The sequence below is a fragment of the Candidatus Paceibacterota bacterium genome (assembly GCA_028711505.1).
In the GTDB taxonomy this organism is placed as follows: domain Bacteria; phylum Patescibacteriota; class Minisyncoccia; order JAHISW01; family Tagabacteraceae; genus JAQTSC01.
Genome location: JAQTSC010000002.1, coordinates 70,630 through 86,685, shown reverse-complemented (window position 1 = coordinate 86,685; position 16,056 = coordinate 70,630). Strand labels below are relative to the sequence as shown.

Sequence of the window (16,056 nt, the reverse complement as noted above, 5' to 3'; positions counted from 1 at the left end):
TTGCAGAGAATTCTCCCAAAGAAGTTCTTTCTGCCACCGGAGACGGAGTGGACATCTACAAAATGGTCTCATACGCCTGGGCAGGCATTAAAGCCCAGCAGGAGAAGATAGATAAAATGGAATTGAGGATGGGGGAGCTGGAGGGGATTATTTTAAACAGCGGTAGCAATAACATTGAAGACCGCGAAGAAAATGATTCTATTTCCTCATGGCTCTCCGGCAGGATATTAAATGTCAAAAAATTATTTGTTGAGGAGGAGATATGTATTGGCAATACTTGTGTTAATGAACAGCGTCTTAGGGAACTTCTTGATAAAAACGGAATAACGCCGGGGACGCCAGATGATAACATAGAAAAAATTCTGCCGAGTCTGCCGGCTGACGGAGAAGAATTTTTAGAAGAACCGGCGGAAGAACCTCGGGAAGAAATAGAAACTTTACCGGCGGAAGAGCCGGCTGCGGAACAGCCGGAAACGCCGGCAGCGCCGGAAACTTCGCCTGCTGAAACACCCGCGGTAGAACAACCGGAGACACCGGAAACACCCGCGACAGAAATTCCTCCGGCAGAAAATCCGCCGACAGAATTTGTTCCGAATGAAACAGCGGGAGAAACGGCCCAATAATTTGAAATGAATTTTACAAAAAATCAAAAGCTTATCGCTATCTCAATTTTTGTCGTCGTCATTGTCGGGTTCTTTTTAAACTCCGTAATTGGCGGCACGGGAATCATTGTTAATGTCACGCCAAAAAATAATTTAGATTCCGGCCTTGTCGGCTATTGGACTTTTGACGGGAAAGACACCAATTGGGGAACCGGGCAGATAACGGATAAAAGCGGGAATAACAACACGGGAAAAGTTGTGGGAATGTCCACCTCAACCGCGCCGACAATAGGAGTTTCCGGACAGGCGCTGAATTTTGTGAGAGCGTCATCGCGGAAAGTCGTGGTTTCGGACGCTTCTTCTATTCAGCTTACGAATGCCGTAACCGTATCTATGTGGATAAAGCCTACGGTAACAGGAACTGACCGTAAGCTTTTATCCAAACAGAGCGGCGCTGTTATGACAGGATACAAATTAAGCATTTATACCAATAATAAGGTTGAATTTGAAATCAGGGGCAATAGCACTTCCGATTTAAACAGAAATGTTTCCGGCGGGACAACGCTTGCGGCAAATACGTGGTACCATGTTGTCGGTCTGTTTTCGGATAGCGATAATTTAATTGCCACTTATGTAAACGGAGTTCTTGACCGTTCTCTTGTTACGCAGAAAGGGCTTGGTTCAAACAATTTGGATATGTGGATAGGAGCCGGGCAAAACGAATCATATTGTTCTCCAAACGGTTGTTTTTTTGACGGCGTGATTGATGATGTCCGTGTTTATAACCGGGCATTGTCATCAAATGAAATTTTTGAATTATATAAAACAGGCGAGAGAAAAGCCAATATGAATATTTCTCAGAAAAATGCAATTGCCGGCAGCCTTGTCGGCTACTGGACTTTTGACGGAAAAGACACCAATTGGGGAACCGGGCAGATAACGGATAAAAGCGGAAACGGCAACACGGGGCAGATGGTGGGAATGTCCACTTCAACCGCGCCGACAATAGGAGTTTCCGGACAGGCTCTGAATTTTGACGGGGTAAATGATTATGTAAACGCTGGTTCCGCCGCTTCTTTGGACGATGTCCGCCCCATAACGATTTCCGCTTGGATAAAACCCGATAGCTATGGCGGCGCCAACGAAGGGGCGATTGTTTCTAAGGGAGATTCAGGGGCTTCCGGCGCGTGGAGATTGTATTTAAATCAGGCCGCTTCCAATTTTATTTTCCAAGCGGGCGGGTCAAGTCCGCCGTGGCGTTCCAGCAGTGTAAATATTATTACTCTTTCTCAGTGGCAGCATCTGGTGATTACATGGGACGGCGGATTGGATCCTACGGGAATAAACCTATATTATAATGGTTCATTATCAAATGACTCCGGTAGCATAGGTGATTCACTTACTTCTGACGCTTCTAATTCGCTTTATATGGGAATGCGGTATGCCGGAGGCAGAGACGTTCCTAACTATTTTGACGGCGCGATTGACAATGTCCGTATTTATAGCCGTGTTTTATCGGCAAGCGAAATTCAGAGCTTATATAATTCCGGCGCGAAGAGCCTTAATATTTCTCAATAAAAAATTTAATTTATGCTTTTTTCTGTCAAAAAATTTTTTGTTGCCCCGGAGAGTAAACATGAAAAATTATTTCGTGTTTTTTGTCGTATTCTGCCGGCGTTTTTGTTTCTGTTTTTCGTTTCTTCCGCCGCCGCTTCCACTCTTTATTTCAGTCCGTCATCGGGAAATTTTCCGGGAGAAAATGTTTTTCGCGTAGACGTAAAAATTGATACAGGAGACGAAACGATAAACCTTGTTGACGTCAAAATAAATTTTTCGGAAAAAGATTTGGAAATAGCGGATTTTTCAGACGGCGGTTCTCTCGTCAATTTTTGGGTTAAAGAACCGGAAATTAGGGGCGGAGTTTTAAGTTTGGCGGGAATTACTCCGGGAGGTTTTTTCGGCGACGGCACTATTTTGAAATTGGCAATAAGGGCAAAAAATTCCAACTCTTCGGTATCGCTTGATTTTTCAGAAAATTCTCGCGTTCTTTTAAACAGCGGCGGAGGAAACGAAGCGAATCTCATCTTGCAGGGAGCGGATTACTCAATAGGGGAAAGCGGCGGGGTTGAGTCCGGCAAGACGGATTATTTTTCCGACGGGGAAAAAGACGACATCCCTCCGGAACCCTTTGAGCCGGTTCTTGGCAATGACCAGGATTTTTTTAAAGGCAGGTACTTTATCGCTTTCGGTTCGCAGGACAAGGATTCGGGAATAGACCATTATGAAATTTCTGAATCAAAAAAATCGAAAATAAAAGACGCGGTTTGGGTGACGGCCGAAAGCCCCTATGTTTTAAGAGATCAGACGCTTTCAAGCTACGTGTATGTTAAAGCCGTTGACAAAGCCGGCAACGAAAGAATTGCGGCGGTCTATCCGAAAAACGCGACATGGACGCGGTTTAAATTAATCTCTTCTGCGGTTATTTTATTTTTGGTATTATTAATTACAGCGGTTGTTTTTAGGAAAAAAAATATTATACGGAATAAAAATCTTGCGTAATTTAAGATGGCATTAATAAAAAAATTTTCCCCTCTTTTTGTTTTTTTTCCTGTCTTACTCGTTTTTTTTGCGTGTTTTCCTTTTGGCGTTTCGGCTTCTTCTCTTGTTTTTTCTCCTTCAAGCGGAACTTTTACCGCGGGAAGCGTTTTCGATGTTTCCGTTTTTTTGGATACCGAAGACGAATCGGTTAATGCTGTCTCGGTTTTGATAAAATTTCCTCCTGAAAAAATTCAGCTTGTGTCTCCAACGACCGGACAATCCATTATAGATATGTGGGTCAGCCAGCCGAAGTTCAATAACCAGACCGGCATTATAGAATTAAAAGGTGGCATGCCCGGCGGCATGAATGTGCAAAAAGGGCTTATTACCAAATTATCATTTCGAGTCAAAAGTATCGGTTCGGCAGCTTTAAAATTTTTGGATGAAAGCCAGGTTCTTTTAAATGACGGCATGGGGACTGAATCTTTAAAGCATGCGGGCAACGCTTTTTTTAGTTTCGTTCTGCCGCCTCCGGCGGGGCCGCTCGTGGTTTCTTCGACTCATCCCGAGCAGACGCGTTGGTATTCAAATCCGACGGCCGTGCTGAATTGGGGCTCCGGAGAAAAAGTAGACGGTTATAGTTATGTTTTGAATAATGATTTAATTTCCGACAGTGACGGTATTTCCGAAGGCAAAAATGAAACCGTTGTTTACAAAGATCTTGAAAACGGCAGGCATTATTTTCATATAAAATCTTTGAGGAACGGAGCGTGGGGAGGATTGACTCATTTTGTCGTCAATATTGATAATGAAATCCCCGCGTCTTTCCCCGTTGAAATTTCTCCGTCAAGCAAGACCAGCAATTTGCAGCCGATAATTAAATTCGGCACGACTGATGAGTTTTCCGGTATAGACCATTACGAACTTAAGCTCATAGACCTTAATCCTTCGGCCGATAATTCGGATAGCTGCGGTGAAGGGTGCTCCTCTTTTTTTATAGAAACTGGAAGCCCTTATATTCCACCTGCGCTGAATCTTGGCAAATACGATTTGATTATCCGCGCTTTTGACAAGGCTGGAAATTACAGAGAGGTTGTCCAAAGGCTGGAAATAATAAATCCGCTTTTCCGGTTCGTGGACGAAAGAGGTTTTGAGATAAGGGGGGTGATAACTATTCCGTGGTTTTTATTTTGGATAATTGTCGTTGCGTTTCTGGCGGTTTTATATTTGTCCGCAATATCTTTGGGCAGGAAGCGCAAAATGATTGAAGAAAAAAATGGCGTTAATAGATTGCCCGGGACAGTGAAAGAGAAGCTTAAGGAGCTTCGGAAATATAAAGAAAGATACGGCAAAATTATGGTAATTGTCGGCTTGTTTTTATGCTCGGCTGTTTTTGCCGAAGCAAATGTTTCTGTTAATCCGCCGATAATAACCACCGTGACTAGAAATATTTCAAACGAAGAGATATTTTATATAGGAGGAAAGACCGAGACTGTCGGAGGAGAAGTGATTATTTATCTTCAGAATTTGCAGACAGGAGAAACACTCGGAAAAAGCGTCAGCCCGAATGGCAGAGGAGATTGGTTTTACACGCATACCGATTTTTTGCCGACCGGCAGTTATCTTTTATGGGTTCAGAATAGAATAGGCGAAGAAATGAGTCCGCCGAGTCCCCAGGTGAATCTTGTCGTGCGCGAAACCGCCCTGCAAATGGGGTCTTCAAGAATAAGTTTTGAGACTTTCTATTTTATCGGGATGGCGGGTTCGATTTTAATAATTGTTTTTTTGATTGCGTATATAATTTTTCACGTCTTACGCCTGAGGAAGGCGCACTTGAAAATCATCGCTGAAACGAAGGAGGCGGAAGAAGCGGTGCGGCGCGGCTTCGCTATTTTGAGAAAAGATATTCAATCCGAACTTTCCATGCTGAAAGAAATTCATATGGGGAAAAGTCTGTCGCTTGAAGCAAAAGAAAAAGAAGAACAGCTTTTAAGCGATTTAAATGAAGTGGAGAAAAATATCGGCAAGGAGGTGTTTGACATAGAAAAAGCCGAATACGAAGATTAGGATTTCGTTTTTAACCGGAATAATTAAACCGCCCCGCTCCGACGTTTTATCGGAGCGGGGCGGTTTTTTATTTTGGACCTAGCCAGAATCGAACTGGCGTCTCGTCAATGCGAATGACGTGTCGTACCACTAGACCATAGGCCCCTAAATCTTTGCCTTGAGTTATCTTACAAAATTTATATAATGAATTCAATGTCGTTATCGGCTTAATTTTTTATTTTATGTCAGAAACATTTGTGATTTCTTCGGCCTTTTTGGCCATCGCTTTTGCTATCTGGTCGGCTTTCCGCGTTTTAAAACTTCCCTCGGGAAATGAAAGAATGGGGGAAATCGCTTTGGCTATCCAGGAGGGAGCGAAAGCCTATTTAAACAGGCAATATAAAACAGTCGCGTTTGTGGCGATTGCTTTATTTTTAGCGATTGGACTAGCGGTGAATTGGCTTACCGCGTTTGCGTTTTTGATAGGAGCGTTTTTCTCCGCCTTGACTGGATACATAGGAATGAACGTATCTGTTCGCGCCAATGTTCGCACTGCCGAAGCCGCGAAAAGCGGCCTCAAAAATGCCTTGGCCGTTGCCGTAAAAGGCGGAACAGTTACCGGAATGCTTGTCGTCGGCTTGGCTCTTTTGGGCGTCGCCGGATTTTATTTCATTACAAAAGACATTCACGCGCTTATCGGATTCGGTTTTGGAGGTTCTTTGATTTCTATTTTCGCGCGGCTCGGCGGAGGAATTTTTACAAAGGCCGCTGATGTAGGAGCCGACCTTGTCGGAAAAGTGGAAGCCGGAATTCCGGAAGACGACCCTCGCAATCCTGCGGTTATCGCCGATAATGTCGGCGATAATGTCGGCGATTGCAGCGGAATGGCCGCGGACCTTTTTGAAACTTACGCAGTTACCGCTATTGCGGCAATGCTTCTGGGTTTTTTGGTTTTTCCGGATTTTCCAAACGCTATTTTCTTTCCATTAATTTTGGGAGCGGTTTCGATAGTCGCTTCTCTTGTCGGAAGTTTTTTTATCCGGCTTGGCAAAGGAAAGGGAATTATGGCCGCGCTCTATAAAGGGCTTATCGCTTCGGCGTTCCTGTCCGCTTTCGCTTTTTATCCGATTACAGAGAAAATTATGGTTGGCAATGGAAAATACGAAACGTTCTCGCTTTATCTCTGTTCTCTTATAGGCCTTGTCATAACCGGATTTATGGTTTTTATCACCGAGTATTACACTTCAAAATCTTACAAGCCGGTTCAGGACATAGCCAAAGCTTCTGAAACAGGACACGGGACGAATGTTATTGCCGGACTTGCGGTCTCCATGAAATCAACGGCGTGGCCCGTTATTGTTATTGTTGCCGCGATTTTAACTTCTTTTTGGCTTGCGGGGATTTACGGAGTGGCAGTGGCGGCAATGGCGATGCTTTCAATGGCGGGAATAATTGTTGCCATAGATTCTTACGGACCGATTACGGATAATGCCGGAGGAATTGCCGAGATGGCGGAAATGGGAGAAGAGGTGAGGAATATTACCGACCCGTTGGATGCCGTGGGGAATACCACCAAAGCCGTTACCAAAGGATATGCTATTGCTTCTGCGGCTCTCGCGGCGCTCGTTCTTTTTGCGGATTTTACGAATAGTATCGGCGCAAACGGCGGCGTTGTTTCATTTTTAATAAACGATCCGAAAGTCTTAGCCGGACTTTTTATTGGCGGACTTTTGCCGTATTATTTTGGAGCGCTTTCAATGCAGGCCGTTGGAAGAGCCGCAGGTTTTGTCGTTGAAGAAGTCAGAAGGCAATTTAAAGAAAAGCCCGGCATAATGGACAGAACCGAAAAACCGGACTACGGAAGAGCCGTTGACATTGTCACTAAGGCCGCTTTAAGACAGATGATAATTCCCGCGCTTATACCGGTTGTCGCGCCTATTGTTGTAGGTTTTGTTTTGGGCGTTGAAGCGCTCGGAGGGCTTTTGGTTGGTTCTATTATTACGGGAATTTTTGTGGCGATTTCAATGACATCTGGCGGAGGCGCTTGGGATAATGCCAAAAAATTTATTGAGGACGGAAATTATGGTGGAAAAGGTTCGTTCGCGCACAAAGCCGCTGTCACCGGAGATACTGTTGGCGATCCGTACAAAGATACTGCCGGTCCGGCAATTAATCCGATGGTAAAGGTGGCGAATATAGTGGCTTTGCTTATCGTGGGACTTTTGGTGTAAGGTTTTTTTGAAGCTTGATAATTACCGGATTATTTGATAGATAAAAGAAAGAACAAAATATCTATTTTGGCTGAAAAAGGAGGCAAAGAATGAATTTAGAATTGGGTGAAGATGAGTGGTTATTTGAGCATAATAAGTGGCTGAAGATAATTGAAAAAGTTCGGGCCAAAAAACCATTCGATAACTTTTATGGGTTTGAAGGGCTTACGGTTGTCGGTTCGTGCGAACATTGCGAACTGGCAAAATCAAACAAATGCAATGCGGCTATTTGGGAAAGAAAAAAATGCCACCATTTGCATCATCACTTCAGCCTCTTGTTATTTTCGATGTTTGTGGATGAAATGTGCGATGAAAATCCTGATTTCTCCAGAGCGCTGGACCACGCCACAAAAATTCTTGCCATTATCGAATATTGCGGCAGGGAGTGGGGATACCTAAAAGAAAAAGTTGCGGTTTAAGAGCATCGGGTTAGAAGTCCTGTTTGGCGGCTTATCGCCAAACAGGACTTTTTTTATTTAGAAATTGCGGCTGTGTTTTTTTGTTTTTGCCCGCGGTTTGCAAATATTTTTGTGAGTGATATTATTTCAAAATGTCATTAGAAATCAAAAAACTTCCCAAATCAGAAGTTGAAATAACCGGCGAAGTGGAAGCCGGCGAATTTTTGAAATTTTACAAGAAAGCGGTTGAGGACTTGGCGAAAGAAATCAAAGTGGACGGATTCAGGCCGGGGAAAGCGCCGGAACAAATTATCGTTGAAAAACTCGGAGAAGGCGCAGTTTTGGAAGAAGCGGCCGAGCTCGCTTTAAGCGACGTTTACCCGAAGATTATTTCGGATAAAAAAATAGAAGCTATAGGCCGGCCAAAAGCGACGATAACAAAAATCGCCAAGGGCGATTCGCTTGGCTTTAAATTTGTCGTTTCTGTTCTGCCGGAAATGAAATTGCCGGACAACTTTAAAGAAATAGCGCTGGAAAAGCTAAAAGTAAAAGAAGAAGCGAAGGTCAGTGAAAAAGAATTGGAAGAAGCCGTCGATTATTTGAGGAAAGCGCGGAAAAAAGAGGGGAGCGGGGAACTTCCGGAACTTGACGATGAATTTGCGAGAAGCGTCGGAAAGTTTGAAAATCTTGAGCATCTTAAAAAAACAGTGTCTGAAAATCTCCAAATTGAAAAAGAGATGAACCTTAAAGAAAAAAAGAGGCTTGAAGCGCTTGAAGAAATTTTAAAAAAATCGGAATTCGAGATCCCGGATATCCTGATTGACGCGGAAAAACTAAAAATGCTTCAAGAGCTGAAATCGAGCATAGTCAACATGGGATTGAAGTGGGAGGACTATCTTCAGCACGTGAACAAAAAAGAAGAAGAAATTGTCGCGGGATGGGCGGAGGAATCGCTTCGCCGAGTTAGATACGGACTGCTTTTAAGGCATCTCGGAGAAATTCTGCCGATTGAAATTTTGCACGAGGAAGTGCATAAGAAAGCCGATGAATTTGGCGCTCCTCACAGCGACGAACACGGGATTGACCGCAAAAGATTTGAGGATTATGCTTATGGCATAATAAGAAATGAAAAAATATTTTTAGCACTGGGCGAACCTTCGTCTGCCGATAAAAAAGGATCTCCCGGCGAACAAAATTAAAATCATAAAATTTATGTTAATCCCAACAGTAATAGAAAAATCGCAATTTGGAGAGCGCGCTTACGACATTTATTCCCGCCTTTTAAAGGAAAGGATAGTTTTCGTGGGCGGTCCCATAACCGATGATTTGTCGAATATAGTTATCGCTCAGCTTCTTTTTTTGGACTCTCAGGATTCTAAAAAGGACATTTCACTTTACATAAATTCTCCCGGCGGTTCCGTCACCGCCACTTTGGCGATTTACGATACGATGAACCACGTGAAATCCGATGTTTCGACGATTTGCGTGGGGATGGCGGCGTCAGGAGGAGCCGTGCTTTTGGCCGGAGGCAAAAAAGGAAAAAGATTTGTTTTGCCGAATTCGGAGGTGATGATTCATCAGGTTTTGGGTGGGGCGGAAGGACAAGCGTCCGATATAGAGATAGAAGCGAAGCATATCTTAAGAGTAAAAGAAAAAATAAACCAGATTCTCGCGAAGCATACCGGAAAATCTTTGGCTCAGGTTGAAAAAGACGCGGACAGGAATTTTTTCATGGATGCCGAGGAAGCGAAAAAGTACGGGCTTGTGGACGAGATTATAAAAGGGAAGAATTGATTTCAATAAAAATACCCCGGCGTTATGCCGGGGTATTTTTATTTGCGATTTCCTTTTTTAATCTTCCTTTTTTGCTGTTCTCCTTAGAAAAGCGGGAATAGCTTCCCAGTCTTTTGATTTGTCGTCCATTTTTTTGGAAGGGTCAAATTCCTCTTTTTTTATTCTTTCAACTTTTTCGCCCGGTTGCCCTCCGTGAAAAAGACTTTGCGTTTTGATCGGCGTTTTTTGTTTCTCTTCCGGAAATCCCGAAGCCACTACCGTGACTTTCAATTCATTTTTCTTCAGCCTTTCGTCGTGGAAAGCGCCGAATATGATTTTCGCGTATTCGTCTACAGATTCTGTTACCACTTTGGCGGCTTCCTGAATTTCGGACATTGTCATTTCCGGGCCGCCGGAGATGGCAAAAAGTATGCCTTTGGCTCCGTCTATGGAGATATCCAAAAGAGGCGAATTTATGGCTAATCTGGCCGCTTCTTCCGCTCTTTTTTCTCCCTGCGAAGTTCCGATTCCCATAAGAGCCGAGCCCGCGTTTTGCATAACGGCTTTGACATCGGCAAAATCAACGTTGATTATGCCCGGCAAAGTGATAAGGTCTGAAATTCCTTCAACGGCTTGCCTTAAAACTTCGTCGCACATGGCGAAAGCCGAGACAAACGAAGTGTCCTTTTGCACTACATTTAAAAGTCTGTCGTTCGGAATGATTATTATCGCGTCCACCGCTTCCCGGAGTTCTTGGAGTCCTTCTTCCGCTATCCTTGCTCTTTGCGCTCCTTCAAATCCGAATGGTTTTGTCACTACGCCGACAGTGAGAACTCCTTGGTCTTTGGCAATTTTTGCTATAACCGGAGACGCTCCGGTGCCGGTGCCTCCTCCGAAGCCGCAGGTGATAAACGCCATGTCCGCGCCTTTTATCGCTTCCTGAATTTCTTCTTTGGTTTCTTCGGCGGCTTGTTTGCCGATATTCGGGTTCATCCCCGCGCCGAGTCCGCGCGTGAGGTTTTTACCTATGTGTATTTTTTTGGGAGCCAGGCTGTTATGAAGGTCTTGAGCGTCGGTGTTTATGCAGATGAATTCAACTCCTTTTACTTTTGAACGGAGCATGTGGTCAACGGTATTCGCGCCCGAACCGCCAATGCCTAAAACCTTTATTCTGGCGAATGCTTCTACGTCTGGTTGAACTCGAGTCATGATATATAAAAATTAGATAAAACTCCCGTTATTGTCAACGGGAGTTTTATCAGAATAGAATTGCTTGAAGTGGTCAACTTTTTTCTTGCAAAAAACGCTGTTTTTTAAGGTATAAAATTTTTGAAAAATTGAGCGATTTTTCCTTTCGGTTTGGACATGATGTCTTGTCCGAAAGATGGGATATTACTTTCGTTTGCTCCGATAAGGCAGAGGCCGAGAGCAACCGACCATGACGGGTCGGCGTGCGAACCCTTCGGCGCGCCCGGAAATTCTCCTCTGCATATTTTTACCGGAAGCTGCAGTGATTTTTTTGCAATCTCGTCTATTCCTTCAAGCTTTGAACCGCCGCCGGTCAGAATTATTCCCCCCGGAAGAAGTTTAGCTCTTTTTATTTTATCAAGATGATTTTCAACAAATTCAAAAATATCTTTAAGACGCGGTTCTATTACGCTTGCCAGCTTTTTTTTGATGGCTATGTCTTTTCCGTAAGAAAGTTTAAATTCTTCCGCTTCGTTTAAGCCCACCTGGAATGCCTGCGCGATGTCGTATGTTATGTGATTTGAACCAATGGGTAGAATTTCGTGGGAAATAGGGCCGCCTTCTTCAAAGACCATTAAGGAAGAGGTATCGCCCCCTATGTTTACGAGAATGCATCCGACTTCTTTATCCTTTTTGCCCAAAAGAGCGTGGCTTGTTGCCCAAGAATCAACAACTACGTCTTCAATGGAGATTCCGGCAATTTCAAGGCTTTTTTCAAGACCGCTTAAATGCTGGGATAAAATCGTTATAAAAAGAGCATCAACTTCAAGTTTTTCTCCTCTCATTCCAACGGGATTTCCCATAACCGGTTCGTCGTCTATTTTATAGGCGATAGGGAAGACATGGATTATGTCTCTGTTTAGAAGGTAGGAAGAAGAAGTTCTGCGCAGCTGAGTTTCGCACTGGCTTAAAGATCTTTTTACGTCCGCATCGCTGATTTCGTGGTCGGCTCTGGAAACGGCGATTGAGCCTTTTGACCTTACGGCGTCAATTCCCGCTCCTCCGACCGAAACATATGCCTGCTTGATGCTTATGCCCGTGTTTTCTCTGGCTTTTTTTAGAGAATCTTTTATTGCCGCTCCTACTTCGCGGCTGTCTATTATGTAGCCTTTTCTGAGCCCCAAGCTTGGGCTTGAGCCCGTCCCAAGTATGTAAGGAAGAGTTTCGTTTTTTCTTTTTTCGGCTATCGCCGTCTTAATCGACGATGTGCCGATATCTATTCCCATTATGATATCCCGCGCCATAAAATACTGTTTTGCTTATGACTTTATTTTAACTCTTCGCAGATTTTTTTGAAATATTTTTGTTCTGTTTTTTCCATTTTTTCTCCGTGTTCCATCCCTTTCAGGTGGAGAAGGGAGTGGACAAAGAGGGAAAGAGCTTTTTTGTGAGTATTTTTTGAGTTTAGAAAAATCTCCCCGTATCCTTTGTTTATTATAAACGATAGTGTGTCTGCCGGGGTTTTTTTGTTCCGATAAACCCGGTTGAATTTGGACATGAGCTTATTTTCCGCCAAAATTACACTGAGCGAATATTTTTTGCCGAGGACCATGTCTTTGATTTTTTCCCAGGGCAAAGCCGGCCTTCTTTTTTTTGTCAAATTGACTAAGTTTAACATTGGACGCAGCCGGAATTTTCAAGAGCTTTTTTTATCGCGGCTCCCACTTTGTCGCCGGACGCGCGGCCTTTGATTTTTTGCATGGCGACTTTCATCGCTTGACCGAAATCTTTAATAGATTCGGCTTTTGATTCCGCCACGGCTTCTTTCGCTATTTTTTCAATTTCTTCAAGAGGAAGTTCTTCGGGAAGAAGAGCTTCTATGATTAAATTTTCTTCTTTTTCTTTCCGGGCCAAATCGTCGCGTTTCGCTTCAGTGTAAGCCGCGGCCGCGTCGCGCCGCTTTTTCGCTTCCGCCCTTACTGCTTCTATCATTTTTTCTTCGCTTATTCCGGTTTCTTTCTGTTTGAGTTCTATTTCTTTATTGTTTATGGACGAAAGAAGCATCTTCATTACGGAGACTTTTACTTCGTTTTTCTCTCTCATCCCGTTTTTGAGTTCTTCCTTTATTTTTTCTTTGAGATTCATGATTTATGAGAATATGCCGTCGGTTTTATTTTCCCGAGTTTGAAAAGTTTTTCCATTTTTTTCGCGCGCGCCATTCTTTTCAGCGCTTCTTCTTTTTTCTTCAGCGCCGATTTCGCCCTTGTCTTAAATTGGCGATTTTTGAATTTCGAAATAACTCCCGACTGTTTCATCTTCCGGCTGAATCTTTTTAGCAAACTCACCGTGGTTTCTTTTTTCTTTTTTGTGACTTGGACCATTATTGATTGGTTATTGTTTTAATTTTTAAAATTAACGCCTATCGGGTGTATATTTTCGGAGAGGGGAGCGCCTCCCACAAGATGAAGATGAATATGGTTTACTTCCTGCCCTCCGTGTTTTTTAACCCTGAAAAGAAGTTTATATCCTTTTTCTGAAATGTTCAAATCCCTGGCGATTTTTTGCGCGGCCATTATCATCCGTCCGGCGACGGGCTCGTCCGTTTTTTCTAGGTCGTCGATTGTTTCAATATGCCGGTTTGGAATTATCAAAACGTGAGCGGGCGCCATTGGTTTCGCGTCTTTAAACGCCGAAACCATGTCGTCTTTGTAAAGGAATTCCGTTTTTATCTCTCCGTTTAAGATTTTGCAGAAAACGCAGTCTGTCATAGCTTCTTTTTTAAGTATTCGGCGAGATTGGAAAGCGGCACCGTTTCCTGAGACGCTGTTTCCACATTTTTGACGATTATGGAATTGTCTAAAGATTCTTTTTGCCCGAATATCAGCGCGTAGGGAGCTTTTGTTTTTCCCGCCAGGTTCAACTGTCCTCTCATGCTGTTTTTGGTTAAAGAATGCCTTACCGGTATTTTTGCTTTTCTTAGGATTTCCAGGATCTTTAAGCTTTTGAATTTCGCTTCGTTTCCAAGCTGGATGAAAAATACTTTCGGTTTTTTCTTTTCCAGGTCGTCTTTTCCTTTTTCTTTCATTTTTTCGATTACGCGGTCAACGCCCAAAGCGGCGCCGACTGCGGGAATATCCTTGCCGCCAAGCATCTTTGCCAGTGAATCATAGCGTCCGCCTCCGACAAGCACCAGGGAGTCGTCTTCAATCGTAAGTTCAAAAGCGGTTCTGGAATAGTAATCAAGCCCGCGAACAAGATAGTGGTCGATGTAGTAGGGGATTTCGGACGAATCAAGCACCTCAAGCGTTTCTTTAAAATGATTTTTACACGGATCGCACAGGTAATTTATGATCTGAGGAGCTTCTTCTTTTATTTTCGCGCAGCTTTCTTCTTTGCAGTCTAAAATTCGGAGAGGGTTTGTTTTGATGCGGCGGTTGCAATTTTTGCATAAATACGAAGATTTTTTGCGTAAATAGGTTGTAAGTTCTTTTAGATAAGCTTTTCTGCAGTTTTTGCATCCTACGGAATTGATGCGGAGAGTTATCGGTTTTAACCCCGCCGCTTCTTCAAGTATCACGAGAAATGTTTTTATAATTGTCGCGTCCGTGATCGGGTCTGTTTCTCCGAGTATCTCAAGCCCCAGCTGTTCAAATTCTCTGCGTCTTCCTTTTTGAGGATTTTCGTGCCTAAAGAAAGAACCTTCGTAGTAAAGCATTACCGGCTGAGGTTTGGTGTGGAGTCCGTGTTCAATGTAAAGGCGCGTCATGGGAGCCGTACCTTCGGGCCTTAGAACAAGTTTGTCGCCGCCTTTGGTTTTGAGATTATACATTTCTTTTTCAACGATATCGGTTGTCTCTCCGAGTGTTGTCGTAAAAAGCTCCTCTTTTTCGAGTATGGGCGTGCGTACGGGTTTAAATCCGTAAAAAAAGGCGATTGCCGCCGCTTTTTCAACAAATTTTTTTCTTAAAAGATATTCTTTGGGCAGAATATCGTGCATGCCCTTGGCTTTTTGCACCGGTTCTTTTTTTGTCGGTTTTATTGGCATTTTTTATTTTAGTAAAGAAATTTAAAAAGAGATGCTTGCCTTGTTAAAAGGCCAAAGACGTATCCACGCGCGGCCGATTATCAAATCTTTTTTCAGAGGACCCCACGAGCGCGAATCGGAACTCATCCCGCGATTGTCGCCCATGACGAAATACTGGTCGTTTGAAAGAAGCATCGTGAGATTCGTGGTCCGCATTTCTTCGGGAAGATATGATTCTTGAAGCATAATGCCTTCCGGGAACTCATTGTTGTACGCGTAGATGCTATTGTTTTTTATCTCAACGCGTTCCCCCGGGAGCCCGACTATTCTTTTTATGAAAAATTTAGACGGATCGTCGGGGTAGCGGAATACGATAACTTCTCCTCTTTGCGGCGCTTTAAATTTGTATGAAAATTCGTCTATTATAAGGTACTCTCCGTTTTCAAAATTGGGGTACATTGAAGAACCGCTTACTATAAACGGCTGGGCTATCCAAAGCCTTAAGGGCACGACAATTATGCCTGCAATGATGAAAAACTTAACAAATTCCCATAAAGACCGTCTAAAGCCGGCCGTGCTTTCGGGCTGTTTTTCCGGTGTTTTTTCTATGTTTTCTTTATTTTCGTTCTCCATTAAGGCAAATTATATAGCAAAAAAATAGGGAAATCAAGGGGTAGAGAATCAACCTTATTTTAAGCCATTTTTCACCGCTTTTTGCCGCTTTTTGACCTTGACAAATAATCCTTTTGGGTGTATAATTAAAATAAAATTTGAAAAGCTACCAAGACCTTAAGTCTTTTTTTAAGGAAAAAAAGAAAGGGAGGAGAAGGAAATGATTACCGTTGATTTGAGTTTAAAAAATCTGCAACTGTATAATGGTTGCGAAATTGGGGAGGTTGGCGGTCGGCAGACGTTGATTACAGAGCCTTTTGAAGCTTCCAATATCGTTGGCCGCAATGCCAACGCTATTGTAGAAGCGACTCCGGCTGACCAGCGGGACGAGGTGGTGCTCACCGGTCCCATGGCCGTATGGGCTTACCTGATTGTTTTTCATCAAGTGGTCCATAAATTCCGTCGCGTGGTGTACGATGACGGTCGCGGCGGTCGGGTTTTGGTGGCACAGCACTAAATTGGACAAGGAGAGCTCTGTCGCGTTTGTAAGCGACATCTCTCCTCTTTTTCCGAAGTCGTCAAAGTTTTGGTGGCTTCAGAAGAGG

Annotated in this window: 17 protein-coding genes and 1 tRNA gene; 9 read left to right on the top strand and 9 right to left on the bottom strand. The window is 43.5% G+C overall.

Features of this window, described 5'->3' with window-relative positions:
* The 4 genes from PHC85_01685 to PHC85_01670 form a co-directional block, all read left to right on the top strand.
* The coding region (locus PHC85_01685; protein MDD5032809.1) for a hypothetical protein at positions 1–623 on the top strand (623 nt) is incomplete at its 5' end.
* Positions 624–629: 6 nt separating this feature from the next.
* Positions 630–2,180: a LamG domain-containing protein gene (locus tag PHC85_01680; protein ID MDD5032808.1), complete on the top strand. Its 1,551-nt coding sequence runs from the start codon at positions 630–632 to the stop codon at positions 2,178–2,180.
* A gap of 12 nt (positions 2,181–2,192) precedes the next feature.
* A complete protein-coding gene (locus PHC85_01675) occupies positions 2,193–3,161 on the top strand; it encodes a hypothetical protein (GenBank protein MDD5032807.1) in 969 nt (322 codons plus the stop codon).
* A gap of 6 nt (positions 3,162–3,167) precedes the next feature.
* Entirely contained in the window at positions 3,168–5,207 is a 2,040-nt protein-coding gene (locus tag PHC85_01670) for a hypothetical protein (protein MDD5032806.1), read from the top strand.
* Positions 5,208–5,280: 73 nt separating this feature from the next.
* On the opposite strand, the gene PHC85_01665 is transcribed toward PHC85_01670, so the two are convergent.
* Positions 5,281–5,351: transfer RNA gene (locus PHC85_01665), tRNA-Ala, on the bottom strand.
* 77 nt (positions 5,352–5,428) lie between these two features.
* Here PHC85_01665 and PHC85_01660 point away from each other — a divergent pair.
* The 4 genes from PHC85_01660 (at position 5,429) to PHC85_01645 (ending at position 9,648) form a co-directional block, all read left to right on the top strand.
* Positions 5,429–7,417 carry a sodium-translocating pyrophosphatase gene (locus tag PHC85_01660; GenBank protein ID MDD5032805.1) on the top strand — a complete coding sequence of 663 codons (1,989 nt, stop codon included), beginning with the start codon at positions 5,429–5,431 and terminating at the stop codon, positions 7,415–7,417.
* Positions 7,418–7,506: 89 nt separating this feature from the next.
* Positions 7,507–7,875: a hypothetical protein gene (locus tag PHC85_01655; GenBank protein ID MDD5032804.1), complete on the top strand. Its 369-nt coding sequence runs from the start codon at positions 7,507–7,509 to the stop codon at positions 7,873–7,875.
* 131 nt (positions 7,876–8,006) lie between these two features.
* Positions 8,007–9,053: a trigger factor gene (locus PHC85_01650; protein MDD5032803.1), complete on the top strand. Its 1,047-nt coding sequence runs from the start codon at positions 8,007–8,009 to the stop codon at positions 9,051–9,053.
* A 13-nt stretch (positions 9,054–9,066) separates the two neighbouring features.
* Positions 9,067–9,648, top strand: coding sequence for an ATP-dependent Clp protease proteolytic subunit (locus PHC85_01645; protein MDD5032802.1), 582 nt, complete (start codon positions 9,067–9,069; stop codon positions 9,646–9,648).
* Between the two features lie 57 nt (positions 9,649–9,705).
* Here PHC85_01645 and ftsZ read toward each other — a convergent pair whose 3' ends face one another.
* From ftsZ to lepB, 8 genes are all read right to left on the bottom strand, one after another.
* Complete coding sequence (ftsZ, locus tag PHC85_01640; protein MDD5032801.1) at positions 9,706–10,836, bottom strand: cell division protein FtsZ; 1,131 nt, start codon at positions 10,834–10,836, stop codon at positions 9,706–9,708.
* Between the two features lie 104 nt (positions 10,837–10,940).
* The gene (ftsA, locus tag PHC85_01635) at positions 10,941–12,119 is read right to left on the bottom strand and encodes a cell division protein FtsA (GenBank protein ID MDD5032800.1); all 1,179 of its coding nucleotides are present in this window, start codon (positions 12,117–12,119) and stop codon (positions 10,941–10,943) included.
* 23 nt (positions 12,120–12,142) lie between these two features.
* On the bottom strand, positions 12,143–12,493 hold the full coding sequence (locus PHC85_01630; GenBank protein MDD5032799.1) for an rRNA maturation RNAse YbeY: 351 nt from the start codon (positions 12,491–12,493) through the stop codon (positions 12,143–12,145).
* The gene (locus PHC85_01625; protein ID MDD5032798.1) at positions 12,487–12,960 is read right to left on the bottom strand and encodes a GatB/YqeY domain-containing protein; all 474 of its coding nucleotides are present in this window, start codon (positions 12,958–12,960) and stop codon (positions 12,487–12,489) included. Before PHC85_01625 ends, PHC85_01630 begins: the two co-directional genes overlap by 7 nt.
* Positions 12,957–13,196 (bottom strand): hypothetical protein, encoded by a 240-nt coding sequence (locus PHC85_01620; protein ID MDD5032797.1) that lies wholly within the window; start codon positions 13,194–13,196, stop codon positions 12,957–12,959. Before PHC85_01620 ends, PHC85_01625 begins: the two co-directional genes overlap by 4 nt.
* An 18-nt stretch (positions 13,197–13,214) precedes the next feature.
* Positions 13,215–13,583 (bottom strand): histidine triad nucleotide-binding protein, encoded by a 369-nt coding sequence (locus tag PHC85_01615; protein ID MDD5032796.1) that lies wholly within the window; start codon positions 13,581–13,583, stop codon positions 13,215–13,217.
* Entirely contained in the window at positions 13,580–14,860 is a 1,281-nt protein-coding gene (gene hisS, locus PHC85_01610; protein MDD5032795.1) for a histidine--tRNA ligase, read from the bottom strand. Before hisS ends, PHC85_01615 begins: the two co-directional genes overlap by 4 nt.
* A 21-nt stretch (positions 14,861–14,881) precedes the next feature.
* Positions 14,882–15,472 (bottom strand): signal peptidase I, encoded by a 591-nt coding sequence (gene lepB, locus PHC85_01605; GenBank protein MDD5032794.1) that lies wholly within the window; start codon positions 15,470–15,472, stop codon positions 14,882–14,884.
* Positions 15,473–15,671: 199 nt separating this feature from the next.
* Between lepB and PHC85_01600 the strand changes: the two genes are divergently transcribed.
* The gene (locus PHC85_01600; protein ID MDD5032793.1) at positions 15,672–15,968 is read left to right on the top strand and encodes a hypothetical protein; all 297 of its coding nucleotides are present in this window, start codon (positions 15,672–15,674) and stop codon (positions 15,966–15,968) included.
* The last annotated feature ends 88 nt before the right edge of the window (positions 15,969–16,056 follow it).

Coding starts and splice junctions, on each gene's coding strand:
- PHC85_01680 (MDD5032808.1), top strand. CDS start 630: ATGAATTTTACAAAAAATCAAAAGCTTATCGCTATCTCAATTTTTGTC.
- PHC85_01675 (MDD5032807.1), top strand. CDS start 2,193: ATGCTTTTTTCTGTCAAAAAATTTTTTGTTGCCCCGGAGAGTAAACAT.
- PHC85_01670 (MDD5032806.1), top strand. CDS start 3,168: ATGGCATTAATAAAAAAATTTTCCCCTCTTTTTGTTTTTTTTCCTGTC.
- PHC85_01660 (MDD5032805.1), top strand. CDS start 5,429: ATGTCAGAAACATTTGTGATTTCTTCGGCCTTTTTGGCCATCGCTTTT.
- PHC85_01655 (MDD5032804.1), top strand. CDS start 7,507: ATGAATTTAGAATTGGGTGAAGATGAGTGGTTATTTGAGCATAATAAG.
- PHC85_01650 (MDD5032803.1), top strand. CDS start 8,007: ATGTCATTAGAAATCAAAAAACTTCCCAAATCAGAAGTTGAAATAACC.
- PHC85_01645 (MDD5032802.1), top strand. CDS start 9,067: ATGTTAATCCCAACAGTAATAGAAAAATCGCAATTTGGAGAGCGCGCT.
- ftsZ (MDD5032801.1), bottom strand. CDS start 10,836: ATGACTCGAGTTCAACCAGACGTAGAAGCATTCGCCAGAATAAAGGTT.
- ftsA (MDD5032800.1), bottom strand. CDS start 12,119: ATGGCGCGGGATATCATAATGGGAATAGATATCGGCACATCGTCGATT.
- PHC85_01630 (MDD5032799.1), bottom strand. CDS start 12,493: ATGTTAAACTTAGTCAATTTGACAAAAAAAAGAAGGCCGGCTTTGCCC.
- PHC85_01625 (MDD5032798.1), bottom strand. CDS start 12,960: ATGAATCTCAAAGAAAAAATAAAGGAAGAACTCAAAAACGGGATGAGA.
- PHC85_01620 (MDD5032797.1), bottom strand. CDS start 13,196: ATGGTCCAAGTCACAAAAAAGAAAAAAGAAACCACGGTGAGTTTGCTA.
- PHC85_01615 (MDD5032796.1), bottom strand. CDS start 13,583: ATGACAGACTGCGTTTTCTGCAAAATCTTAAACGGAGAGATAAAAACG.
- hisS (MDD5032795.1), bottom strand. CDS start 14,860: ATGCCAATAAAACCGACAAAAAAAGAACCGGTGCAAAAAGCCAAGGGC.
- lepB (MDD5032794.1), bottom strand. CDS start 15,472: ATGGAGAACGAAAATAAAGAAAACATAGAAAAAACACCGGAAAAACAG.
- PHC85_01600 (MDD5032793.1), top strand. CDS start 15,672: ATGATTACCGTTGATTTGAGTTTAAAAAATCTGCAACTGTATAATGGT.